A 22239-nucleotide genomic window follows, 5' to 3' on the forward strand; every position below is an offset into this window, starting at 1 on the left:
ACAGGTCCATGTCGCGGACGTCCGGGTGGAAAGCGCGCGCGGTGGCGCCGACCGCCACACCCCGGGCTGCGGACCGCCCTGGCCAGGACGCACACTGGACGCCATGGATGACGAGCTGGCCATCTCCGTCCGGGGTCTGCGCAAGGCGTACGGCGACAACGTCGCGGTGGCGGGCGTGGATCTCGACGTTCGACGTGGCGAGGTGTTCGCCCTGCTCGGCCCGAACGGTGCTGGCAAGACCACCACGGTGGAGATTCTGGAGGGCTACCGGCGCCGGGATGCCGGCGAGGTCTCCGTGCTCGGCGCGGACCCCGCTCACCCGGACCCGGGCTGGCGGTCCCGGGTGGGCATCGTGCTCCAGGGCACCGGCGAGTTCGACGAGCTGACCGTCGCCGAGGTGATCCGGCACTTCTCCGGGTTCTATCCCGATGCCGACGATCCGGACAAGGTGATCGAGCGGGTCGGGCTGGCCGGCAAGGCGAAGGCCCGCACGCACACCCTCTCCGGTGGGCAGAAGCGCCGGCTCGACGTGGCGCTCGGCATCATCGGCCGCCCCGAGCTGCTCTTTCTCGACGAGCCGACCACGGGCTTCGACCCGGAGGCCCGCCGCGAGTTCTGGGAACTGATCCGCGACCTCGCCGCGGCCGGCACCACCATCGTGCTGACCACCCACTATCTGGACGAGGCGGAGGCGCTGGCCGACCGGGTCGGTGTGATCGCGGCCGGCCGGCTGGTCGAGGTGGCCGCCCCGAACCGGCTGGGCAACCGGCAGGAGGCCCTCGCCACGGTTTCCTGGCGTACCCCCGAGGGGTTGGTGGAGACCGCGCAGAGCGCGACGCCGACGGCCCTGGTGGCCGACCTCGCCGCGCGTCACGGCGGCGAGGTCCCCGGGCTCACCGTGACCCGGCCGACTCTGGAGGACGTCTACCTCACCATGATCGGACAGACGCGATGACCACCACGACGAAGGCGGCGGCCCCGGTCGCGACGACTCGGGGCCGGCGTGCGAACCCCGGCGCGCTCGCCCTCCGGCAGGGCCGGCTGGAGATCACCCAGTTCCTGCGCAGCCGGGAGTCCGTGGTCTTCACGATGGGCTTCCCCATCATCATGATCCTGATCTTCGCGTCGATCTTCGACGGCACGATCGGCGGCGGGGTCAAGTTCACCCAGTACTTCATCACCGGCATGATCGCGACCGGTCTGATGACGGTGAGCTTCCAGAACCTCGGCATCTGGATCCCGATCGAGCGGGACCGGGGCGTGCTCAAGCGCTACCGGGGCACGCCGATGCCGAAGTGGGTGTGGTTCGCCGGCAAGGTGATCATGGTGGTGGCGATCGGCATCGCCGAGACCGCGCTGCTGCTGGCCGTGGCGGTGGCGCTGTTCGACCTCGACCTGCCGGGTACGGCCGGAAAGTGGTTCACCTTCGGCTGGGTCGCCGTGCTCGGCGTGACAGCCTGCACCCTGTGCGGTATCGCCATCTCGTCACTGGCCCGTACCGCCCGCAGCGGCTCGGCGGTGGTCACTCCGGTCGCCCTGGTGCTCCAGTTCATCTCCGGGGTGTTCTTCGTCTTCACCGACCTGCCCACCTGGATGCAGCAGGTCGCGGCGCTGTTCCCGCTCAAGTGGATGTGCCAGGGGCTGCGTGCGGTCTTCCTGCCGTCCAGCTTCGGCGCCCAGGAGCCGGGCGGCTCGTTCGAGCTGGGTCGCGTGGCACTGGTGCTGGCCCTGTGGTGCGTGATCGGCCTTGTGCTCTGCCTGACCACCTTCCGCTGGACCACCAAACGCGACGGCTGACCCCCGCCCGCCCCCGCCGCCTCGTCGATCTGGGGCGGGGAGGGGTGGGGTGTGGGGGTTAGTACGTGTAGAAGCCTTTGCCGGTCTTGCGGCCCAGGTCGCCGGCGGTGACCATCCGCTGGAGCAGCTCCGGCGGGAAGAACTTCTCGTCGGCGGTGTCGGTGTAGATGTTCTTCGAGGCGTGCAACAGCACGTCCACGCCGGTCAGGTCGGTGGTTGCCAGTGGGCCCATGGCGTGCCCGAAGCCCAGCCGGCAGGCCGTGTCCAGGTCCTCGGCGGACACCACACCGGACTCGACCAGCTTGACCGCCTCCACCACCAGCGCGGAGATCAGCCGGGTGGTGACGAAACCGGCGATGTCCCGGTTGACCACTACGACCGTCTTGCCGATCTCCTCGGCGAAGGCCCGCGCGGTGGCCAGGGTGGCGTCGCTGGTCTTGTAACCGCGAACCAGCTCGCAGAGCTGCATCATCGGCACCGGGGAGAAGAAGTGGGTGCCGACGACCGACTCCGGCCGCTCGGTGACCGCGGCGATCTGGGTGACCGGGATGGCCGAGGTGTTGGTGGCCAGCACCGCGTCGGCCTTGCAGATCTTGTCCAAGGCGCGGAACACCTCGTGCTTGATCTCCAGCCGCTCGAAGACCGCCTCGACCACGATGTCCGCGTCGGCCGCCGCCTCCAGGTCGGTGGTCGGCGTGATCCGGGCGAGCGTCGCCTCGACCTCGGACGCCTCGATCTTGCCCTTCTCGGCGAACTTCTCGAGTGACTTCCGGATGCCGCCGAGCCCTCGGGTGGTGGCCGCGGCGTCCAGGTCGCGCAGCGTCACCTGCCAGCCCGCCTGCGCCGCCACCTGGGCGATGCCGGAGCCCATCAGTCCGGCCCCGACGACCGCGAGTCGACCCGCCATCTACTTCTCCCTCGCTGCGATTGAGTGCTGTCTGCACCCTAGTCGGCGAGCCTGAACGACGACTAAGCCCGGTGGCGTCAGATCTCCAGCGCCGGCTCCTCCGGGGTGGTGCCCCGCTCGACGGCCACGCCGAGCGCACGCAGGTCGGCCACGAAGTCCGGGTAACCCCGATCGACGTGGTGCACGTGGGAGACCTCGGTGATTCCGTCCGCGCAGAGCCCGGCGATGATCAACCCTGCTCCGGCGCGGATGTCGGTGGCCCGTACGGGTGCGCCGGAGAGCCGGTCCCGGCCGCGAACCACCGCGTGGTGCCCGTCGGTCTTGATGTCCGCGCCGAGACGCATCATCTCGTTGGCGAACATGAACCGGCCGTCGAAGATGTTCTCGGTGATCAACGAAGCGCCGTCGCTGACCGCTGCCAACCCGATCGCCATCGGCAGCAGGTCGGTGGCGAAGCCGGGGTACGGGAGGGTGACCACGTCCACCGCCCGGGGCCGGTCCTCCATGCGTACCCGGAAGCCGTTCCCCCGCGTCTCCACCAGTCCGCCGGCCGCCATCACCTTGTCCAACGCGACCTCCAGGTAGGCCGGATCCAGGCCGGTCACCGTCACGTCGCCGCGCGTCATGGCCGCACCGAACGCCCAGGTGCCGGCGACGATCCGGTCCCCCACCGTGGCGTGCCGTACCGGGCGCAGCCCCGGCACCCCGGTGATCAGCAGGGTGGACGTGCCCGCACCGGAGATCCGCGCCCCCATCTGGTTGAGCATGGTGCAGATGTCGACGATCTCCGGCTCCCGTGCCGCGTTGTCGATCATCGTGGTGCCCTCGGCCAGCACTGCGGCCATCACCAGGTTCTCGGTGGCGCCCACGCTGGGGAAGTCCAGCACGATGTCGGCGCCGTGCAGCCCGCGCGGCGCGGCGGCGATGACGAACCCGTGCTCACCGGAGATGTCCGCGCCCATCCGGGTCAGCCCGGAGATGTGCATGTCCAGCCCACGCGAGCCGATCGCGTCGCCGCCCGGATGGGCCACCCGCACGAATCCCCGACGGGCCAGGAGAGGGCCGAGCACGCAGATCGACGCGCGGAGCCGGCGGACCAGGTCGTAGTCCGCGTCCGCGCCCGGCTCGTCGGGCACGTCGATGGTCACCGAGCGGGACCGGGCCACGCCACCCCGGGCGACCATCGGGTCGACCGGGTCGTCCGCGTCGAACCGGACCTCGCAGCCCAGCCGGCGCAGCACCTCCCCCATGATCGCGATGTCGGTGATCCGCGGGACGTTGGTGATCACGCTGCGGCCCGGCGCGAGGAGCGCGGCGGCCATCAGCTTCAACGCCGAGTTCTTCGCGCCGACCACGTGCACGGTGCCGGCGAGCCGGGCATCACCGCGTACCCGGATGACATCAACGTCGTTGACCGCCGGATCGCCGGCGTCGCCGGGACCCACGACTGCGGGCCAGCCGGCGGTGGGGTCCGGCCGCGCCGGGATCGTCAGGTCCGGTATCCGTAGGCTGTGCGTCATGGCCGTCCACCTCACGCGCATCTACACCAAGGCCGGCGACGCCGGCATGACCAGGCTGAGTAACAACGAGCAGGTGCCGAAGACCGATCCCCGGATCGCCGCGTACGCCGATGTCGACGAGTGCAACGCGGCAATCGGCGTCGCCCTCGCTCTGGGCCAGCTCGCCGAGGACCTGCGGGCCGTGCTGGGCTCCGTGCAGAACGACCTCTTCGACGTGGGCGCCGACCTGTCCACGCCGGTGGAGCCGGAGCCGAAGTACCCGCCGCTGCGGGTGACCGAGGAGTATGTCGAGCGCCTCGAGGGCTGGTGCGACGAGTACAACGCACGCCTGAGCAAGCTCGACTCCTTCATCCTTCCCGGCGGCACCGCGGGCGCGGCGCTGCTGCACGTGGCACGGACCATCGCCCGGCGTGCCGAACGGGCAGCGTGGGCGCTGGTCAGCCACGATCCGGAACGGACCAGCACGCTCCCGGCAAAGTATCTCAACCGGCTCTCCGATCTGCTCTTTATCCTGTCAAGAACGGCAAATCCGGCGGGAGATGTGCTATGGGTGCCGGGCGGCAAGCGCTGAACGTCGGCGCTCTGCACCACGTCGAGGTCTGGGTTCCCGATCTCGACGCGGCCACGCGTAGTTGGGGCTGGCTCCTCGGCGAGCTGGGCTGGACACTGTTCCAGGACTGGCCGGCCGGCCGCTCCTGGCGCCTCGGCCCCACGTACCTGGTGCTCGAGCAGTCACCCGCGCTCTCCGGACCGGTCCACGACCGGCTCGCCCCGGGCCTCAACCACCTGGCGTTCCACGCCGGCCCGCCGGCCGTCGTGGACCGGCTGGTCGCGGCCGCGCCGGCACACGGCGGGACCCTGCTCTTCCCCGAGCGTCACCCACACGCCGGCGGCCCGGACACCTACGCCGCCTACCTCACCGACCACCAGGGGTACGAAGCGGAACTGATCGCCACCGTCCCAGACCGGTAACGGGCGAGAAGAATCAGGCCGCCGGCCAGTCCTGGGACGCCAGACGCGGCGAGACCGCCCCCGGAGGGGCGGCCTCGAGCCAGGAGAGGAAACCGGTCACTGTCGACCGCGCCATGGCGATCTCCACCGGTGCGTGTTGACTGGTACAGCGGAGGATCACCCAGTCGGCGGGCATGGAGAGGCGTTCCTGGCCCTCGGGAAGCCGGCGGCGTTCCACCACCAACTTCTTGCGGGAGAGCACCCGCTTGGGTCGCAACGCGAAACTGAACATCCGGTACCAGCGCAGTTCGTCACCGGCGAACCGGCCGAAGCCCGGCGACCAGCCACGGCCGTCGAGCATGGTGGTGACCCGGACGCTGAGTCGGATGATGCCACCGCTGCGGGTGACCACGGCCCGCCGGGCGAAGAGAATGAGGAGCGCACCGAGGATGACGGCGACGCCGATCCCGATTCCCTCGACGATCTGCATCCCCGGTACGGCTCAGCGACCCTGCGCGGAGACCGGGGTCGCGCTCTCGGCCAGCACGATGACGCCGTCGGCGCTCACCGAGAGGAAGCCGCCGGCCACCTCGTAGGAGACCTGCTCGCCACCGGCGAGCTTGATGCGCACCTGGCCGGGCTCGGCGAGCTGGCCGAGCAGCGGCGCGTGCCCCGGCAGGACACCGAGCTCACCCTCGGTCGTCCGGGCGACGACCATTTCGGCGTCACCGGACCAGACCTTCTCCTCGACGGCGACGAGCTCGACGTGAAGCTGCTTTGCCACGCTGTCTCCTTGCTGCGGCGGCGAATTGCCGAAAGTCTAGTCCGATGGCTGACGCGGCCCCAAGGCGGGTGTGCCGAGCTGCGCCACGCCTACTTGGTCTTGTTCTGGAATTCCGGGTGCTCCAGCAGGAATGGGTCCAGTTGTTCATTGTGCAGGGCTGCGAAGAAATCCGGGACGCCCGCCTGGAACTGCTCGCCCTTGTAGGTCTTGCCCTGGTAGACCGGGCCACCGGGCAGCTTGATCATCTCGATCGTGTTCGGACGGATGTCCTTCAGGGCGAGCCCGAAGTCGACCACACTGTTGCCCCGACCATTGAAGATCAGCGACTGGCCGGCCGCGCGGAGCACCTTGTCCAGCTTCAGCGGGTTGGCCACCACGTCCGCGCCGAACGCCTGACCGACCATTGCCTTGACGAACTGCTGCTGGTGGCGCTGCCGGCCGTAGTCGGCGTCCGGAACACCGTTCTTCGGGTAGCGCTGCCGGACGTAGTCCAGTGCCTGCCACCCGCTGAGGTGGTGGTTGCCCTTCTTGTAGACCGCCTGCGGGCCGACGTAGCCCTCACCGCGGGTGTTGCCCGGCCGCGGCTTACCGTCCGGCTGCCTGTGCTCGGACTTCACATCCCGCTCGACGTACAGGTCGACGCCGCCCATGGCGTCCACGATCTTCTGGAAGCCGGTGAAGTTGATGATCGCACCGGCGTCGAACCGCTTGATGCCGGTCACATTCTGCACCGTGGCGGCCAGCAACTCGAAGCCCCGCGCCGCGTCGGGGTTCGCCCCCGGCACCCGACTGCCGAACGACATGGCGGCGTTGATCTTCGTGGTCTCACCCGGGAAGCTGGCCTTCTTGAAGGCCGGGATGTCGACGTAGAGGTCGCGGGGCACCGAGAAGAGGTACGCCCGGTCCATCGTGGCCGGCACGTGCAGCACCATGATCGAGTCGGCCAGGGGCGACGACGTCGGCGTACGTGGGTCGATGCCGACCAGCAGGATGTTGAGCGGGCCCTTGATGTCGCTCTTCTTCGCCTGGGCGCCCGCCGCCTGGTCGCCGAACAGGTCAGCCTTGCCGACGGCCCCCTCGTAGCGGGCCATGAGCGCCTCGGTGCCGACCAGCACCGCCCCGCTGAGCACGGTCAGCACGGTGCCGAACACCGTGCAGATCCTGGCCCAGCGCGGCACGCCCCGCCAGATGGACGACTTTCGGCCACTCTTGCCGGCCTTACCCACGAGAATCTCCGTTCGTTACGCCCACGAGTAGGGGACGGGCGCACGTAGCCGAAAGGTTGCAAAGATCAACGCTCGTTCAGGTGAACGGGCTGGACGACCGTATCTCGCATGGTGCGCAACCGACGAACGCAAGAAACGGACTGCGGCGATGGTAGGACCTGAAGGTGAACAAAAGACTGCCCCGGCATTGCCGGGGCAGTCTTTTGTTCATGGGACCGATCGGGACGTCAGTCCTTCATCAGGTCCTTTGCCTTGGCCTCGAGGTCCTCGAGACCGCCGCACATGAAGAACGCCTGCTCGGGGAAGTGGTCGTACTCGCCCTCGCTGATCTTGCGGAACGCCTCGATGGTCTCCTTGATCGGGACCGTCGAGCCCGGCACGCCGGTGAACTGCTCTGCCGCGTAGGTGTTCTGCGAGAGGAAGCGCTCGATTCGCCGGGCACGGGCCACGGTGATCTTGTCTTCCTCGGAGAGCTCCTCGATGCCGAGAATGGCGATGATGTCCTGCAGGTCCTTGTAGCGCTGCAGGATCCGCTTGACCTCGGTGGCGACCTGGAAGTGCTCGGGGCCGACGAACTCCGGGGCGAGGATCCGGGACGAGGACGCCAGCGGGTCCACGGCCGGGTAGATGCCCTTGTCGGAGATCGACCGCTCCAGGTTGGTGGTCGCGTCCAGGTGGGCGAACGTGGTGGCCGGGGCGGGGTCGGTGTAGTCGTCCGCCGGCACGTAGATCGCCTGCATCGAGGTGATGGCCTGGCCCCGGACGGAGGTGATCCGCTCCTGGAGCTCGCCCATCTCGTCGGCAAGGGTCGGCTGGTAGCCCACCGCGCTCGGCATCCGGCCGAGCAGGGTGGAGACCTCCGAACCGGCCTGGGTGAAGCGGAAGATGTTGTCGATGAAGAGCAGCACCTCCTGCTTCTTCACGTCCCGGAAGTATTCCGCCATCGTCAGCGCGGAGAGCGCCACCCGCAGCCGGGTGCCCGGCGGCTCGTCCATCTGGCCGTAGACCAGCGCGGTCTTGTCGATGACGCCGGACTCGGTCATCTCGGCGATGAGGTCGTTGCCCTCACGGGTGCGCTCACCCACCCCGGCGAAGACCGAGGTACCACCGAAGTTGCGGGCCACTCGGGTGATCATCTCCTGGATGAGCACCGTCTTGCCCACACCCGCGCCGCCGAACAGGCCGATCTTGCCGCCCTTGACGTACGGGGCCAGCAGGTCGATGACCTTGATGCCGGTCTCCAGCATCTCGGTCTTCGGCTCCAGGTCCGCGAAGGCCGGGGCCTTACGGTGGATGCCCCACCGGTCGTCGGCCTCGAACGTCTCGCCCTCCTTGAGGTTGAGCACCTCGCCGATCGCGTTGAAGACGTGGCCCTTGACCGCGTCGCCCACCGGCACCGTGATCGGCTCACCGAGGTCACGCACCTCCGCGCCGCGGACCAGGCCGTCGGTCGGCTGCATCGAGATGGCGCGGACCAGGTTGTCACCCAGGTGCTGGGCAACCTCCAGGGTCAGCGTCTTCTCACCGCCGGACAGGTTCACCTTGACGTGCAGGGCGTTGAACAGGGCCGGCATGGCGTCGCGCGGGAACTCGGCGTCGACGACCGGGCCGATGACCCGGACCACGCGACCCGTGGCCGTCTTGGTCTCCACTGGTGCAGTCATCACACTTCACTTCCCGACGCGGCCAGCGCGTTGGCGCCGCCGACGATCTCGCTGATCTCCTGGGTGATACCGGCCTGCCGGGCCGAGTTCATCTCACGCGTGTACTTCTCGATCATGTCCTCGGCATTGTCGGTGGCGGACTTCATGGCCCGCCGCCGCGCCGCCGACTCGCTCGCCGCCGACTCGATCAACGCCGCGTAGATCCGCGTGTTGATGTAGCGCGGCAGGAGTGCGTCGAGCAGCGCCTCCGCCTCCGGCTCGAACTCGTACGCCGGCAGCAACCCCTCGGAGCGCGGCCGGTCCTCCACCTGCATCGGCCCGATGACCTTGGTGACCGGGGACTGGGTCATCAGCGAGTGGAACTCGGTGTAGACGATGTGCAACTCGTCCACGCCGAGCACTCCGTCCGCTCCGGCCGTGCCGTCGGCGTCGTCCGCACCGGCCGTGAACGCCTTGATCAGCGTCTCACCGACGGTGCGGGCGTCCTCGAACGACGGCTGCTCGCTGAACCCGGTCCAGTTCGCCTCGATCGGCCGGTTGCGGAACCGGTAGAACCCGACACCCTTACGCCCGATGACGTAGAGCACCGGCTCCTTGCCGTCCGCCTTGAGCCGCGCGATCAGCGATTCCGCCATCCTGATCGCGTTGGAGCTGTAGCCGCCGGCCAGGCCACGGTCGCTGGTGACCAGCAGGACGCCCGCCCGCCGCACCCGCTCGCGCGGGGTGAGCAGCGGGTGGTCGATCCGTGCGTTGGACGCCAGCGCCGTGAGCACACCGGTGATGGCCTGGGCGTACGGCAGGGACGCCTGCACCCGGGCCTGGGCCTTGGCGATCCGGCTCGTCGCCACGAGCTCCATCGCCTTGGTGATCTTCTTCATCGACTTCGCCGAGCGGATTCGTTGACGAAGAACGCGTACCTGGGCCGCCATCAGATCAGCTCTCGGCCGGGCGGTCGGTCGTGCCGTCGCGGAAGCGGGTCACCGTCTCGCGGTTCTCGTCGCCCTCCAGCGGGGCGGCCGGCGCGTCGTTGACCCGACGCTCGTCCTCCTTACCGAGGAAGACCTGCTTGAACTCGGCGATCGCCGTGTCCAGGGAGTTGGTGATGTCGTCGTTCCACTGGTTGTCGGCGATCGACGCGAGGACACCCTCGTGCTTGTGCCGCAGGTACTGGAGGAACTCCGACTCGAAGCGCCGCACCTCGCCGACCGGGATGTCGTCGAGCTTGCCCTCGACGCCGGACCAGACGGAGACGACCTGCTCCTGCACCGGGTAGGGCGAGTAGTTCGGCTGCTTGAGCAGCTCCACCAGGCGCGAACCACGGTTCAGCTGGTTCTGCGAGGCCCGGTCCAGGTCGGAGGCGAAGGCGGCGAACGCCTCCAGCTCGCGGTACTGGGCCAGGTTGAGTCGCAGCGAACCCGAGACCTTCTTCATCGGCTTCACCTGCGCGGCGCCGCCGACCCGGGAGACCGAGGTGCCGACGTTGATCGCCGGACGGACGCCCTGGTTGAACAGGTCGGTCTCCAGGAAGATCTGACCGTCGGTGATCGAGATGACGTTGGTCGGGATGAAGGCCGAGATGTCGTTGGCCTTCGTCTCGATGATCGGCAGACCGGTCATCGAGCCGCCACCCAGCTCGTCGGAGAGCTTCGCGCAGCGCTCCAGCAGGCGGGAGTGCAGGTAGAAGACGTCACCCGGGTACGCCTCACGGCCCGGCGGGCGACGCAGCAGCAGCGACACGGCCCGGTACGCCTCGGCCTGCTTGCTCAGGTCGTCGAAGACGATCAGGACGTGCTTGCCGCCGTACATCCAGTGCTGCCCGATGGACGAGCCGGTGTACGGGGCGATGTACTTGAAGCCGGCCGGGTCGGACGCCGGGGAGGCCACGATGGTGGTGTACTCCATCGCGCCGGCCTCTTCCAGCTGGCCCTTGATCGAGGCGATCGTCGAGCCCTTCTGGCCGATGGCGACGTAGATGCAGCGAACCTGCTTCTTGGGGTCGCCGGAGCGCCAGTTGTCCCGCTGGTTGAGGATGGCATCCAGGGCGACCGTCGTCTTGCCGGTCTTGCGGTCACCGATGATCAGCTGCCGCTGGCCCCGACCGATCGGGGTCATGGCGTCGATGGCCTTGATGCCGGTCTGCAGCGGCTCGAACACCGACTGGCGGGCCATCACGTTCGGCGCCTGCAGCTCCAGCTCGCGGAAGCCCTCGTTGGCGATGTCACCGAGCCCGTCGATCGGCTGGCCGAGAGCATCGACCACGCGGCCGAGGAACGCGTCGCCGACCGGCACGGAGAGCACCCGGTCGGTGCGCTTGACGCGCTGCCCCTCCGCCAGCTTGGCGGAGTCACCGAGAACGACGACACCGATCTCCCGGACGTCGAGGTTCAACGCCACGCCGAGCGTGCCGTCCTCGAACTCCAGGAGCTCGTTGGTCTTGGTCGAGGGCAGGCCCTCGACGTGGGCGATGCCGTCGCCGGTGTCGGCGACGGTGCCGACCTCCTCGCGGGAGACGTCGGACGAGTAGGAGGAGACGTAGCGCTCCAGGGCGCCGCGGATCTCCTCCGTCGAGATGGTCAGCTCGGCCATCCTCTGCTTCCTTAAAATTCAGGGGCCCGGGATACCTAGTACCGACCGGTCCGAATGGCGTCTGTCAATCCGGGCGCTGTGGCGGCGGCGCCGCCCCAACACTGAGGTGGCGGAGCCACCGCATTGTTAGGCGGCGGAGCCACCGCATTGTTAGGCGGCGGAGCCGCTCAGCGCTTCGCGAGCGCGTTGCGGGTCTCGTTGAGGCGACGCAGGATGGTGCCGTCGTACAGGTCGGAGCCGACCCGCACGCTCACGCCACCCAGGACGTCGGGGTCCACCGCCTGCTTGACGGAGACCTCCCGACCGTATATCGCGCTGAGGCTCGCTCCCAGCCGCTGCTCATCCTCGTCACTCAACGGGGCTGCGACGGTCACGTAGGCCACCTGCCGGTCGCGTCGCTCGGCGGCGAGTTCCACCAGCCGGGTGAGCGCCCCGCTGAAGGAGCGTCCACCGAGCCCACCCAGCGCCGCCTCGACGAGGCGGACGGTGATCGGGTGGGCCTTGTCGGCGAGCAGTTCGCGCACCAGGGCGGCCCGCCGCTCAATCGGAGCCGCCGGGTCGCCCAGCGTGTTGCCCAGCGTCGACTGACCGGCGACCACCTGACCGAAGCGGAACAACTCGTCCTCGACCTCGCCGAGTCCGCCGGCGGAGTCGGCGCTGGCGAGCAGCGCCTCCACGCCGAGACGCTCGGCGCCGTCGAGCAGCTCCGACGGTGCCGACCACCGGCCGGCGACCAGCGTCGAGAGCAGGTCCAGCGCCTCCGCGTCGATCTTGCCGCGCAGCATCTCGCCGAGCAGGCCGGCACGGTCCGCGCCGGACCGGGCCGGCTCGGACAGCGCCCGGCGCAGCCGCGGCTCGCGCCGCAGCAGGGTGGCGACGGAGAGGAGGCCGGCGGCGGCGTTGGCCACCGCCAACGGCTCCGCTCCGCGGACGTACGTCTCGAGGTGCTCCGCCGCAGCCTTGTACGACTCCCGGCTGGCGGCCTGCATCAGCGGGCCCCCGCGCTCTCGAGGCCGCTCAGGAACCGGTCGACGGTGCCCTTGCGACGTGCCTCGTCGGCCAGCGACTCACCGACGATCTTGCTGGCCAGGTCGACCGCGATCGTGCCGACCTCGGTGCGCAGCTCACGCACGATGGTGGCCCGTTCGGCGGCGAGTGCGTCCTTGCCGGCCTGGATGACCCGGTCGGATTCCTCCCGCGCCTTGGCGAGGATGTCCTGCCGGATGCCCTCGGCGTCGGCCCGGGCGTCGTCGCGGATCTTGGCGGCGTCGGTGCGGGCCTCGGCGAGCTGGGCACGGTACTGCTCGAGCAGCTGGTTCGCCTCGGCCTGGGCGGCCTCGGCGCGCTTGATGCCGCCCTCGATCGCGTCGACCCGAGCCTGGAACGTCTGCTCCATGCGGGGGAAGACGAACTTCATCAGCACGAAGCAGAGCACGGCGAAGGCGACGGACCCCACCACGATTTCCTGCCAGAGCGGGATGATCGGGTTGTGGGACTCACCACCCTCAGCGGCGAGGAAGTACATGGCTGACCTCCCGGTCGAAAGGGTCGGACCTAGGCGCCGAGCTCACCCTGCCAGATGAAGCCGAACGCGATGCCCAGCAGCGCGAGCGCCTCGATGACGGCGAAGCCGATCCAGACGTACGGCAGGGTCATCCGCGACGACTCCGGCTGGCGGGCGGTCGACTGGATGTAGGCGGCGAAGACCAGGCCGACGCCGATACCCGGACCGATGGCCGCGAGGCCGTAGCCGATGGCGGCGGTGCTGCCAACGACACCCTCTGCGGCGGCGACGTAATCCATTAGGGTTCCTCCTGGTTATCACGCGTGACTCTCACGCGGGACGACAACGGTTGGTGCGTGGATCAGTGCTCTTCGGCAAGCGCGCCCTGGATGTAGCTCGCGCTCAGCACGGTGAAGACGTAGGCCTGCAGGACGATCACCAGGAACTCGAGGAAGGTGAGCGCGATGGTCATCACCCAGGAGAGCACCGAGACCGGCGCCAGCCAGGCGTTGGCGCTCAGCATCGCGAAGCCGCCGAGCGTGAAGACCAGCAGGAGCATGTGCCCCGCGAACATGTTCGCGAAGAGACGGACGGCCAGCGAGAACGGCCGGACGAGGAAGGTCGAGAAAAGCTCGATCGGGATCAGCAGCGGCAGGATGAACCAGGGCGCCGGCGGAACCAGAGAGTTCTTGAAGTACTTCACGAAGCCGTGCTTCTTGATGCCGATGTAGTTGAACAGCACGTAGCTGATCACCGCGAGGATCGCCGGGAAGGCGATGTGCGAGTTCGGCGAGATCTGGAAGAACGGAATGATCGCGAACGCGTTCGTCAGCAGGACGAAGCAGAACAGCGTCGTGAAGTAGGGCGCGAAGCGCACACCCGCGTGCCCGATCATGTCGACCGCGATGTTGTTGCGCACGAAGCCGTAGATCGACTCGGCGAACCACTGCTTCTTGGTCGGCACCAGCTGCGGGTTCCGGTAGGTCGCCAGGAAGAAGATGATCAGGACGCCGACCGCGATCCAGATCATCGCCGTGATCTTGGTGAACCAGTAGGAGTCGTGCGCACCCCAGGGCAGGATGCTGGGCAGGTAGAAGTCCTCCACACTGGGTGGAAATATCGCCTGGCCCGCTGCCAGAACGTTCGCCTGTCCGAACACCGCGTCCCTTCCTAAGTAGGCGTGCCGAGCCGGCGGACGACCAGGATGATTCCCCCGGCCATGCCGAGCACGACGCCGATCCCGGTGGCGACGCCGCCGGTGTCGAGCCACTGGTCAACCAGCCAGCCGATGAAACCCCACACGAGCATGCCTCCGATGAGGTAGCTGAGCGCGGTCCAACCCTGACCGGCGCCGGACGGAATGTCGTCCGGTTCGCCGGCGGGACGGGGGGTTTGGTCACCAGCCATGACGGGGCGAACGATATCAGCCGGGAAGACGAGGCTGTGCCTCACCCCCCGCACAACCGTCGTTGTGTGGGCATCTCGGGGGCCGCGTCGTCTGTGGGCACGCTACTCCCCTTCCGGCCGTGAGAGAATGACCGGTGGCCGACAGCTTGTCGCGCGTCCGATGGATGGGACGACCGGCCGATCCCCAGGTCAGCCGCGCGACCGACGGGCGTGCACAGTGCTGAGCCACCAGATGTGCACCGCGGTCCACACCACCACCCCGGCGACGATGCCCAGGCAGAGTGGGATCAGGCCGGGCCAGCCGGTCGACGCCACCGCCACCATCACCACGCCCAGCAGGGTGAACTTCAGCGCGTACAGGCCCAGCCCGAGCGGCAGCACCAGCTGCGGGTTGATCCGGTCGGCCCAGGCCAGCACCACGGTGGTGAGGGTGTAGCTGAACACCGTGACCCCGACGCCGGCCGCCGCGCCGAACGCCGCCGTCGTACCGCCGGTCGCCCCGCCGACCACCGCGGCGACCGCGGCCAGCGCGACCGACACGGTCAACAGCACCGGCAGGTGCCGCAGCCGCCAACGCCGGTCGGCGTCGGCCTCGACCATCCGCGGCTCAGCCACGGGGGTACGCCGGAAACGCGGCGGCCAGCTCGGCCACCTCGGCACGGACCCGGGTCAGCTCGTCGGCGCCACCCGGGGAACCCGGATCGGCGCGCACCGCGCGGGCGATCAGACCGGCCACCTGCCGCAGCTCCCCCTCCCGCATGCCCTGCGTGGTGACGCTGGGCGTGCCCACCCGGATACCGGAGACGACCACCGGCTTCTGCGGGTCGTACGGGATGGCGTTCTTGTTGAGGGTGACCGTCGCGGCATCGCAGCGCCTCTCGGCCTCGGCGCCGGTCACTCCCACCTCTCGCAGGTCGATCAGGGCGAGGTGGGTGTCGGTGCCGCCGGACACCGGGCGCATCCCCTCCGCGGCCAGCCCGGCGGCGAGCGCCTGGGCGTTTCGGACCACCTGGCTGGCGTACGTCTGGTACTCGGGTTGGGCGGCCTCCCGCAGCGCGACCGCCTTCGCCGCGACCGCGTGCATCAACGGCCCGCCCTGGGTGAACGGGAAGACCGCCTTGTCGATCCGCTCGGCCAGCGACTCCCGGCAGAGGATCATGCCGCCGCGTGGGCCGCGCAGCACCTTGTGGGTCGTGGCGCAGACGACGTCGGCGTGCGGCACCGGGGACGGGATCGCCCGGCCGGCGACCAGGCCGACGAAGTGGGCGGCGTCCACCATCAGGTACGCGCCGACCTCGTCGGCGATCTCCCGGAACCGGGCAAAGTCGATCAACCGCGGGTACGCGGTGGCGCCGCAAATGATCATCTTGGGCCGGTGTGCCCGGGCCAGGTCCCGTACCTCGTCGTAGTCGATCAGCTCGGTGTCCCGCCGCACGGTGTAGCCGACCGTGTCGAACCACCTGCCGGAGAAGTTGACCCGACTGCCGTGCGTCAGGTGCCCCCCGTGTGGCAGGTCCATCGCCAGCACGGTGTCCCCCGGCTGCACGAGCGCGGCATAGGCGGCCAGGTTGGCGCTCGCCCCGGAGTGCGGCTGGAGGTTGGCGTGCTCGGCGCCGAAGAGCTCCTTCGCCCGGGCGATGCCGATCTCCTCGGCCCGGTCCACCTCGGCGCAGCCGCCGTAGTAGCGCCGACCCGGGTAGCCCTCGGCGTACTTGTTCGTCAGCGTCGAACCCAGCGCGGCCAGCACCGCCGGCGAGGTCAGGTTCTCGCTGGCGATCAGCTGCAGGCCGCCTCGCAGCCGGTCCAGCTCGCCGAGGACCACCCCGGCGATCTCCGGGTCGGTGGCCCTGAGCTGGGCGAAATCCGGCCCCCAGAAGGTGCTCGTCTCGGTGTTCACAGCGAACGAGTCTAGGTGGCCGCACACTGGGACCCGTGAGATGCCTCGTCACGGGAGCCACCGGGTACATCGGCGGACGGCTGGCGCCGCTGCTGCTCGCCGACGGACACGCCGTCCGTTGCCTCGCCCGGAAGGCGGTCCGGCTGCGTGACGTGCCCTGGGCGTCGGCGGCCGAGATCGTCGAGGGCGACCTGAGCCGGCCGGAGACGTTGCCCGCCGCGTTCGCCGACGTGGACGTCGCCTACTTCCTGGTGCACTCGCTGGGTCGGGCCGACTTCGAGGCCGCCGACCGGGCTGCCGCGACGAACTTCGCGGCGGCGGCCAGGGCGGCCGGCGTACGCCGGATCGTCTACCTGGGTGGCCCGCAACCGGCGGCCGACGCGGAGGTGCCGTCCCCGCACCTGCGGTCCCGGGCCGAGGTGGGCCGGATCCTGCTGGCCAGCGGAGTGCCCACGGCGGTGCTCCGGGCCGCAGTGATCATCGGCTCCGGATCGGCGTCGTTCGAGATGCTGCGCTACCTGACCGAGCGACTGCCCGCCATGGTGACGCCGCGCTGGGTACGCAACCGGATCCAGCCGATCGCGGTCCGCGACGTGCTGCGCTGCCTCGCCGGCTGCACCGCGCTGCCGACGGAGGTCAACCGGGGCTTCGACATCGGCGGGCCGGACGTGCTCACCTTCCGCGAGATGATGCAGCGCTACGCCCGGGTGGCCGGGCTGCGTCGGCGGATCATCGTGCCGGTCCGCCCGCTCACCCCGTCGCTCTCCTCGCACTGGGTCGGCCTGATCACCCCGGTACCGAACGCCATCGCCCGCCCGCTGGTGGAGAGCCTGATCCACGAGGCGGTCGCGCACGAACACGACATCGCCCGGTACGTGCCCGACCCGCCGGGCGGGCTGACCGGCTTCGACGAGGCCGTGGCGCTGGCGCTGGCCAAGGTGCGTGACGCCCAGGTGGAGACCCGCTGGTCGACCGCGAGCGGCCCGGACGCGCCCGCCGAACCGCTGCCGACCGACCCGGTCTGGTCCGGCGGCACCGCCTACACCGACGTCCGGGAACATGCGGTGAACGCCCCTTCGGCCGCGCTCTGGCGGGTCATCGAGGGCGTCGGCGGCGAGCACGGCTGGTACTCGTTCCCACTCGCCTGGTCGATCCGGGGCTGGCTGGACCGGCTGGTCGGCGGGGTCGGGTTGCGCCGCGGCCGGCGCGACCCGCACCGCCTGCAGGTCGGCGAGGCCCTGGACTTCTGGCGGGTCGAGGAGATCATCCCGGGTGAGCTGCTGCGGCTGCGCGCCGAGATGCGGCTGCCCGGCCGGGCCTGGCTGGAGATGCGGGCGCTGCCGGCCGACGACGGTGGCAGCCGCTACCAGCAGCGCGCCGTCTTCCTGCCGCGCGGGCTGCCCGGGCACGCCTACTGGAAGTCGGTGGCCCCGTTCCACGCCGTGATCTTCGGGGGCATGGCCCGCAACATCGCCCGCGGCGCCGAACACCTCACCTAGTTGCCCGTGCGGGCGCCGGTGACCTGGAAGGCGGTCTTCTCGCTCGGCGGAACGAAGTCCCGCACCGGCTGGCCGCGCAGGCCGGCGGTGAGCACCGCGCTGACGGCGTCGACCATCCGGGCCTGCACCTCCTGACCGACGGCGTCGCGTGGGTCGTCCGGGTTGGCCGCGATCGAGGCGACCGCGAGCTGCGGGGTGAACGCCACCACCGTCTCCGTCTCGTACCGCTCCGAGCTGCCGGTCTTGCCGGCCACCGGCCGGCCGAGCTTGGCCCGCAGGTCGGACGCGGTGCCGCCGTCGCACCGCGCGTACATCGACTGGTCGCCGACCGGGCAGCGAGCCGCGTCGGTCGCGGCCCGGGCCACGTCGGTGTCGAGCGCCTGCCGGCAGTTCGGCTTGGCGGCGTCGACCGGCCGGCCCGCCGAGTCGGTGATCGAGACCACCGGCAGCGGCGCACACCATGTCCCCTCGGCCGCCACCGTGGCGTACGCCGTGGCCAAATCGAGTGGGGTGGTGGCGGCCACGCCCAGGGTGAACGGCCCCCAGTTCTTCGCTCCGTAGCGGGCCAGCCGGGCGTCGGAGTCGGCGCGCAGCACGATCCCGAGCCGCTCGGCCATCTCCACCACCCGGTCGGCGCCCACCCGCTCGGTGAGCCAGGCGAAGTAGGTGTTGACCGAGCGCCCGAACGCCGTCCACATGGTGCGCGGGCCGTCCATCGACGACGGGTTGGCGTTCGCCGGGCACCAGCGGCCGTCACAGCTCCCGTCCCCGGTCACCGGGAAGCGGGTGACCAGCCGGCTCGGCGCGACGAAGTCGGTCGACAGCGGCAGGCCGGCCTCCAGCGCGGCCAGCATGGTGAAGAGCTTGAACGTCGACCCTGCCTGGTATCCCTCGATCGAGCCGCCGCCGGCGACCAGCTGGTTCACCGTGTTCGGGTGGTTCTTCTGCCCGGCCGGGTTGCCCGCCACGCTGTAGGTGCGGTTCACCGACATCGCCAGCACCCGACCCGATCCCGGTTGCACCACCGCGGTCGGCACGGCCCGCGCATCGGTCGGCGGGTAGACCCGCAGCACCTGCTCGGTGGTGGCCCGCTGCACCCCCGGGTCCAACGAGGAGACGATGGAGAACCCACCCCGGCGCAGGGTGCGCTGCCGCTCGTCGGCGCTGGATCCGAACGCCGACTGGCTGCTCCACCACTGGGTGAACCAGTCGCAGAAGAAGCCCCAGTCGTTGAGCCCGTCGGGCACCGCCGTGCAGTCGTTCGGGGTCTCGCTGGGTTTCAGGTCCAGCGGCTGGGCCCTGGCCGCCGCCGCCGCGTCCGTCGACACCTGGCTCGACTCCACCAGTTGGTCCAGCACGTACCCCCGCCGCTGCAACGCGCTGTCGGCGTCGCCGTTGATCGGATCGTCGCTGTCCGGCGACCGGACCAGGCCCGCCAGCATCGCGGCCTGGGTGAGGGTCAGCTCCGCCGGGGATCGCGAGAAGTAGCGCTTGCTGGCCGCCGCGATGCCGTACGCCCCGGCGCCGAAGTAGGCGATGTTGAGGTAGCGGGTGAGGATCTCCTCCTTGCTCAGCTCCCGCTCCAACGCCAGCGCGTACCGCATCTCCTGGACCTTGCGGGCGGTGGTGATCTCGGTGGCCGCGTCCCGCTGTCGCTCGGTCAGCCGAGGGTCGCTGCTGAGCACGTTACGGACGTACTGCATGGTCAGCGTGGAGGCGCCCTGCCGGGTCCGGCCGTCACGCTTGTTCACGGTGAAGGCACGCACCACGCCGCGCAGGTCCACCCCGCTGTGCTGGTAGAACCGGACGTCCTCGGCCGCCACGATGGCCTGGCGCATCACCGGGGCCACCTCGTGCAGCGGCACGTCCACCCGGTCCTCCTGGTAGAAGGAGGTGATCAGGGTGGTCCCGTCGTTGGCGAACAGGTTGGAACGCTGGGCGGTGGGCGGCGTGCGCAGCGTGTTCGGCAACTCCGAGTAGGGCGTGGAGAGGGCGCTGAAGCCGATTCCGAAGACCAGCGCCGCGGGCAGGGCGGCCGCCGCCAGCACCAGCCCGGCCAGCACACCGGCGATCACCACGGTCAACAGTTTGTCGAGTCGGGCCCGGATCATCAGCTCTCCCCGCAGGAGCCGGTCACGCTAGGACCCGTCCAGAATGACCCGGAGCGACCCTTTCGCCCCGGCTTTTCCCCAAACCCGGACGAAACTCGCACGGGGCTCAGGGCAGCAGCGCGGCCGCCAACGGGTGAACCGTCTCCTCGATCTCGTCGGCAACCCGGCTGAAGCACTGGTCGCCACGGCCCCACGGGTCGTCCAGATCGTCAATGGGCAGCGACGAGGCTCCCAGCCGGGCGCTGGAAGCCGCCGCCACCAGGGCCGTGCCCCGGGCGTACACCCCCTCCGGGGTCGCCTCGGCCGGCGGCAACGCGGCAGCGTCCACCGCTGCCAGCAGGCGGCCGAACTCACCCAGGACGAAGGTGCGGGCCGCCGCGTCCGGACGCAGCGCCACCACGTACTCCTGCTGGTCGGCGGTGGCGGTCAGGACCAGGTCGGCGGCGTCGATGTGGTCCGAGCGCAGCTTGCGCGCCGCGAACCCCTCGACGTCCCCACCCCGGCCGATCACCTGTCGCGCCGCCGGCGGGTTCATCTCCTCGCCGGCGTGCCAGCCGCCGGTGCCGGCGCTGTGACTGTGCAGCAGCTCCTCGGCCCGCGCCGGGTCCAGCGCGCGCCGGACCAACCGCTCCCGCACCGTCAGGGCCAGCAGCCGCTCCGCCATCGGCGAGCGGCAGATGTTGCCCATGCAGACGTGCAGAACGGTGAACGGGGGCACTCAGGCCCCCTGGCCGTCGACGAGATCCGGCACCACGTCACGCAGCTTCTCCAGCGGGATCGCACCGGCCCGCAGCAGCTGGGGCACCTCGCCGGTCAGGTCCACGATCGTGCTGGGCACCGGGTCCGGGCAGGGCCCGGCCTCCAGATAGGCACGCACCGAGTAGCTGAGCTGGTCACGCGCCTCCTCGGCGGTCACCGCGGCGGGCTGGCCCGTCTTGTTGGCCGACGAGACCGCCATCGGCCCGGTCTCCCGCAGCACCTCCAGCGCCACCGGGTGCAGCGGCATCCGCACCGCCACCGTGCCGGTCTTGTCGCCGAGGTCCCACTGCAGGCTCGGCGAGTGCTCGACCACGATCGTCAGCGCACCCGGCCAGAACGCCTCCACCAGGTCCCGTGCGGCCGAGGGCAGCGAGAAGACCAACCCGTCCAGGGTGTGCCGCGAGCCGATCAGGACCGGCGGCGGCATCTGCCGACCCCGGCCCTTGGCGTCCAGCAGCGCCTTGACCGCGTAGGGGGTGAACGCGTCCGCGCCGATGCCGTAGACGGTGTCGGTCGGCAGGACGACCAGTTCGCCGTTCTTGACCGCCTCGATGGCCGCGGCGATGCCGCGGTCCCGATCGGCGGCCGATCGGCAGTCGTAGAGCATCACGAGGAGTCAGTCTGCCACGCCGACCCCGGCGTCGTGTCCTGGCCGTCCGCCCGTCGGGATGCGGTCGCATATCGGGGCCGGCCGGTGAGGTCCAGATGCTCCCGCACGCCGGCGAACCAACCGTGCGCCGCGAGCAGCGCGGGCACCGCCGCGCCGTGCGTGTCGTCGTGCTCCACCCCGAATCCACCGCCGGGGCGCAACAGCGCCGCCGCTCGGTCGATCACCGGCCGGATCACCGCCAGCCCGTCCGCGCCGCCGAAGACCGCCTCCGCCGGATCGTGCCCGGCCACCTCCGGCGGCACGACCACGTCGACCGGTACGTACGGCGGGTTGCAGAGCAGCACGTCCACCCGGCCGACCAGGTCGGCCAGCAGGTCCGGCGCGGTGACGTCGGCCTCGACCACCTCGATCGGGCGGTCCCCCGCCGCGGCCCGCTCCGCCGCGTTGCGGCGTAGCCAGCCCAACGCCGCCGCAGACCGCTCCACCGCGATCACCCGCGCTCCCGGCAGCTCCTGGGCCACCGCCAGCGCGATGGCGCCGGAGCCGCTGCACAGGTCCACCACGAGCGGGTCCGGCCGGTTCCGGGCCTGCTCGACGCCCCAACCGGCCAGCAGCTCGGTCTCCGGACGGGGTACGAAGACGCCCGGACCGACCGCCAGCTCCAGGTGCCGGAAGCCGGCAAGACCGGTCAGATGCTGCAACGGCTCCCGGGCGGCGCGACGGCGCACCAGCTCGCCCAACCGAGCCTCCTGGTCGGCTGTCAGGTCGTCGGCGAGCGCCAGCCGACCCCGGGGCACACCCAGCACGTACGCCGCCAGCAGCTCGGCCTCCACGCGGGCCGAACCCACCCCGGCGGCGGCGAGTACCCGGGCCGCCCGGGCCACTGCGGCGGACGGACGGAGCCGCCCTGTCCCTTCGGGGGGGTGTTGCGGCAGAGTCGTCACGTCATAATCATGGAGCGTCGCGGACGACGTCACGAAACAGGTGCGTCGCCACGCACACGACTGGAGGTTGCGG

At 70.3% G+C, this 22239-nt stretch carries 24 protein-coding genes; 5 read left to right on the forward strand and 19 right to left on the reverse strand.

Going from position 1 to position 22239, the window contains the following annotated elements; genetic code table 11:
- The first annotated feature begins 103 nt into the window (after window positions 1-103).
- Window positions 104-955 carry an ABC transporter ATP-binding protein gene (locus ACLJN9_RS13670; RefSeq protein ID WP_410811620.1) on the forward strand — a complete coding sequence of 284 codons (852 nt, stop codon included), beginning with the start codon at window positions 104-106 and terminating at the stop codon, window positions 953-955.
- On the forward strand, window positions 952-1797 hold the full coding sequence (locus ACLJN9_RS13675) for an ABC transporter permease (protein WP_410811621.1): 846 nt from the start codon (window positions 952-954) through the stop codon (window positions 1795-1797). The genes ACLJN9_RS13670 and ACLJN9_RS13675 overlap by 4 nt, the downstream gene beginning before the upstream one ends.
- A gap of 58 nt (window positions 1798-1855) precedes the next feature.
- Here the strand turns inward: ACLJN9_RS13675 and ACLJN9_RS13680 are convergent, their stop codons facing one another.
- Entirely contained in the window at window positions 1856-2704 is an 849-nt protein-coding gene (locus ACLJN9_RS13680; protein WP_410811623.1) for a 3-hydroxyacyl-CoA dehydrogenase family protein, read from the reverse strand.
- Between the two features lie 77 nt (window positions 2705-2781).
- A complete protein-coding gene (murA, locus tag ACLJN9_RS13685; RefSeq protein WP_410811624.1) occupies window positions 2782-4224 on the reverse strand; it encodes a UDP-N-acetylglucosamine 1-carboxyvinyltransferase in 1443 nt (480 codons plus the stop codon).
- On the opposite strand from murA, the gene ACLJN9_RS13690 reads away from it, so the two are divergent.
- Both ACLJN9_RS13690 and ACLJN9_RS13695 read left to right on the forward strand, forming a co-directional pair.
- Complete coding sequence (locus ACLJN9_RS13690; RefSeq protein WP_410811626.1) at window positions 4223-4795, forward strand: cob(I)yrinic acid a,c-diamide adenosyltransferase; 573 nt, start codon at window positions 4223-4225, stop codon at window positions 4793-4795. The two genes, murA and ACLJN9_RS13690, sit on opposite strands and share 2 nt — an antisense overlap.
- Window positions 4771-5196: a VOC family protein gene (locus tag ACLJN9_RS13695; RefSeq protein WP_410811627.1), complete on the forward strand. Its 426-nt coding sequence runs from the start codon at window positions 4771-4773 to the stop codon at window positions 5194-5196. The genes ACLJN9_RS13690 and ACLJN9_RS13695 overlap by 25 nt, the downstream gene beginning before the upstream one ends.
- 13 nt (window positions 5197-5209) lie before the next feature.
- Here the strand turns inward: ACLJN9_RS13695 and ACLJN9_RS13700 are convergent, their stop codons facing one another.
- The 13 genes from ACLJN9_RS13700 to glyA all read right to left on the reverse strand — a co-directional run bounded on the left by ACLJN9_RS13700 (window position 5210) and on the right by glyA (window position 16243).
- Entirely contained in the window at window positions 5210-5665 is a 456-nt protein-coding gene (locus ACLJN9_RS13700) for a DUF2550 domain-containing protein (protein WP_410811628.1), read from the reverse strand.
- A 12-nt stretch (window positions 5666-5677) separates the two neighbouring features.
- Complete coding sequence (locus ACLJN9_RS13705; protein WP_410811630.1) at window positions 5678-5959, reverse strand: F0F1 ATP synthase subunit epsilon; 282 nt, start codon at window positions 5957-5959, stop codon at window positions 5678-5680.
- A gap of 89 nt (window positions 5960-6048) precedes the next feature.
- Window positions 6049-7191 (reverse strand): LCP family protein, encoded by a 1143-nt coding sequence (locus tag ACLJN9_RS13710; RefSeq protein WP_410811984.1) that lies wholly within the window; start codon window positions 7189-7191, stop codon window positions 6049-6051.
- Between the two features lie 221 nt (window positions 7192-7412).
- Window positions 7413-8849, reverse strand: a complete 1437-nt coding sequence (gene atpD / locus ACLJN9_RS13715) for a F0F1 ATP synthase subunit beta (protein ID WP_410811632.1) — start codon at window positions 8847-8849, stop codon at window positions 7413-7415.
- Window positions 8849-9778 (reverse strand): F0F1 ATP synthase subunit gamma, encoded by a 930-nt coding sequence (locus tag ACLJN9_RS13720; protein WP_410811634.1) that lies wholly within the window; start codon window positions 9776-9778, stop codon window positions 8849-8851. Before ACLJN9_RS13720 ends, atpD begins: the two co-directional genes overlap by 1 nt.
- 4 nt (window positions 9779-9782) lie before the next feature.
- Window positions 9783-11435, reverse strand: a complete 1653-nt coding sequence (gene atpA / locus ACLJN9_RS13725; protein ID WP_410811635.1) for a F0F1 ATP synthase subunit alpha — start codon at window positions 11433-11435, stop codon at window positions 9783-9785.
- Window positions 11436-11602: 167 nt separating this feature from the next.
- A complete protein-coding gene (locus ACLJN9_RS13730) occupies window positions 11603-12424 on the reverse strand; it encodes a F0F1 ATP synthase subunit delta (protein WP_410811637.1) in 822 nt (273 codons plus the stop codon).
- Complete coding sequence (locus ACLJN9_RS13735) at window positions 12424-12960, reverse strand: F0F1 ATP synthase subunit B (protein WP_410811639.1); 537 nt, start codon at window positions 12958-12960, stop codon at window positions 12424-12426. The genes ACLJN9_RS13730 and ACLJN9_RS13735 overlap by 1 nt, the downstream gene beginning before the upstream one ends.
- Before the next feature lie 29 nt (window positions 12961-12989).
- A complete protein-coding gene (locus ACLJN9_RS13740; RefSeq protein ID WP_410811640.1) occupies window positions 12990-13238 on the reverse strand; it encodes a F0F1 ATP synthase subunit C in 249 nt (82 codons plus the stop codon).
- Between the two features lie 62 nt (window positions 13239-13300).
- Entirely contained in the window at window positions 13301-14098 is a 798-nt protein-coding gene (gene atpB, locus ACLJN9_RS13745; RefSeq protein ID WP_410811641.1) for a F0F1 ATP synthase subunit A, read from the reverse strand.
- An 11-nt stretch (window positions 14099-14109) separates the two neighbouring features.
- Entirely contained in the window at window positions 14110-14346 is a 237-nt protein-coding gene (locus ACLJN9_RS13750) for an AtpZ/AtpI family protein (RefSeq protein ID WP_030488045.1), read from the reverse strand.
- 189 nt (window positions 14347-14535) lie between these two features.
- A complete protein-coding gene (locus ACLJN9_RS13755; RefSeq protein ID WP_410811985.1) occupies window positions 14536-14946 on the reverse strand; it encodes a hypothetical protein in 411 nt (136 codons plus the stop codon).
- 7 nt (window positions 14947-14953) lie between these two features.
- A complete protein-coding gene (glyA, locus tag ACLJN9_RS13760; protein ID WP_410811643.1) occupies window positions 14954-16243 on the reverse strand; it encodes a serine hydroxymethyltransferase in 1290 nt (429 codons plus the stop codon).
- Between the two features lie 35 nt (window positions 16244-16278).
- Between glyA and ACLJN9_RS13765 the strand changes: the two genes are divergently transcribed.
- Window positions 16279-17742: an SDR family oxidoreductase gene (locus ACLJN9_RS13765; protein WP_410811644.1), complete on the forward strand. Its 1464-nt coding sequence runs from the start codon at window positions 16279-16281 to the stop codon at window positions 17740-17742.
- On the opposite strand, the gene ACLJN9_RS13770 is transcribed toward ACLJN9_RS13765, so the two are convergent.
- The 4 genes from ACLJN9_RS13770 to prmC all read right to left on the reverse strand — a co-directional run bounded on the left by ACLJN9_RS13770 (window position 17739) and on the right by prmC (window position 22166).
- Window positions 17739-19853 carry a transglycosylase domain-containing protein gene (locus ACLJN9_RS13770; protein ID WP_410811645.1) on the reverse strand — a complete coding sequence of 705 codons (2115 nt, stop codon included), beginning with the start codon at window positions 19851-19853 and terminating at the stop codon, window positions 17739-17741. The two genes, ACLJN9_RS13765 and ACLJN9_RS13770, sit on opposite strands and share 4 nt — an antisense overlap.
- A gap of 106 nt (window positions 19854-19959) precedes the next feature.
- The gene (locus tag ACLJN9_RS13775; RefSeq protein ID WP_410811647.1) at window positions 19960-20571 is read right to left on the reverse strand and encodes a phosphotyrosine protein phosphatase; all 612 of its coding nucleotides are present in this window, start codon (window positions 20569-20571) and stop codon (window positions 19960-19962) included.
- Window positions 20572-21219, reverse strand: a complete 648-nt coding sequence (locus ACLJN9_RS13780; protein WP_410811986.1) for an L-threonylcarbamoyladenylate synthase — start codon at window positions 21217-21219, stop codon at window positions 20572-20574.
- Window positions 21219-22166, reverse strand: a complete 948-nt coding sequence (gene prmC / locus ACLJN9_RS13785; protein WP_410811649.1) for a peptide chain release factor N(5)-glutamine methyltransferase — start codon at window positions 22164-22166, stop codon at window positions 21219-21221. Before prmC ends, ACLJN9_RS13780 begins: the two co-directional genes overlap by 1 nt.
- Window positions 22167-22239 lie beyond the last annotated feature (73 nt).

The sequence above is a fragment of the Micromonospora sp. 067-2 genome, from assembly GCF_046549295.1.
Lineage (GTDB): Bacteria > Actinomycetota > Actinomycetes > Mycobacteriales > Micromonosporaceae > Micromonospora.

What these genes read in the sequence shown, in the direction of transcription:
- ACLJN9_RS13670 (WP_410811620.1), top strand. Translation starts at nt 104, where the DNA reads ATGGATGACGAGCTGGCCATCTCCGTCCGGGGTCTGCGCAAGGCGTAC.
- ACLJN9_RS13675 (WP_410811621.1), top strand. Translation starts at nt 952, where the DNA reads ATGACCACCACGACGAAGGCGGCGGCCCCGGTCGCGACGACTCGGGGC.
- ACLJN9_RS13680 (WP_410811623.1), bottom strand. Translation starts at nt 2,704, where the DNA reads ATGGCGGGTCGACTCGCGGTCGTCGGGGCCGGACTGATGGGCTCCGGC.
- ACLJN9_RS13690 (WP_410811626.1), top strand. Translation starts at nt 4,223, where the DNA reads ATGGCCGTCCACCTCACGCGCATCTACACCAAGGCCGGCGACGCCGGC.
- murA (WP_410811624.1), bottom strand. Translation starts at nt 4,224, where the DNA reads ATGACGCACAGCCTACGGATACCGGACCTGACGATCCCGGCGCGGCCG.
- ACLJN9_RS13695 (WP_410811627.1), top strand. Translation starts at nt 4,771, where the DNA reads ATGGGTGCCGGGCGGCAAGCGCTGAACGTCGGCGCTCTGCACCACGTC.
- ACLJN9_RS13700 (WP_410811628.1), bottom strand. Translation starts at nt 5,665, where the DNA reads ATGCAGATCGTCGAGGGAATCGGGATCGGCGTCGCCGTCATCCTCGGT.
- atpD (WP_410811632.1), bottom strand. Translation starts at nt 8,849, where the DNA reads ATGACTGCACCAGTGGAGACCAAGACGGCCACGGGTCGCGTGGTCCGG.
- ACLJN9_RS13720 (WP_410811634.1), bottom strand. Translation starts at nt 9,778, where the DNA reads ATGGCGGCCCAGGTACGCGTTCTTCGTCAACGAATCCGCTCGGCGAAG.
- atpA (WP_410811635.1), bottom strand. Translation starts at nt 11,435, where the DNA reads ATGGCCGAGCTGACCATCTCGACGGAGGAGATCCGCGGCGCCCTGGAG.
- ACLJN9_RS13730 (WP_410811637.1), bottom strand. Translation starts at nt 12,424, where the DNA reads ATGCAGGCCGCCAGCCGGGAGTCGTACAAGGCTGCGGCGGAGCACCTC.
- ACLJN9_RS13735 (WP_410811639.1), bottom strand. Translation starts at nt 12,960, where the DNA reads ATGTACTTCCTCGCCGCTGAGGGTGGTGAGTCCCACAACCCGATCATC.
- ACLJN9_RS13740 (WP_410811640.1), bottom strand. Translation starts at nt 13,238, where the DNA reads ATGGATTACGTCGCCGCCGCAGAGGGTGTCGTTGGCAGCACCGCCGCC.
- ACLJN9_RS13750 (WP_030488045.1), bottom strand. Translation starts at nt 14,346, where the DNA reads ATGGCTGGTGACCAAACCCCCCGTCCCGCCGGCGAACCGGACGACATT.
- ACLJN9_RS13755 (WP_410811985.1), bottom strand. Translation starts at nt 14,946, where the DNA reads ATGGTCGAGGCCGACGCCGACCGGCGTTGGCGGCTGCGGCACCTGCCG.
- ACLJN9_RS13770 (WP_410811645.1), bottom strand. Translation starts at nt 19,853, where the DNA reads ATGATCCGGGCCCGACTCGACAAACTGTTGACCGTGGTGATCGCCGGT.
- ACLJN9_RS13780 (WP_410811986.1), bottom strand. Translation starts at nt 21,219, where the DNA reads ATGCTCTACGACTGCCGATCGGCCGCCGATCGGGACCGCGGCATCGCC.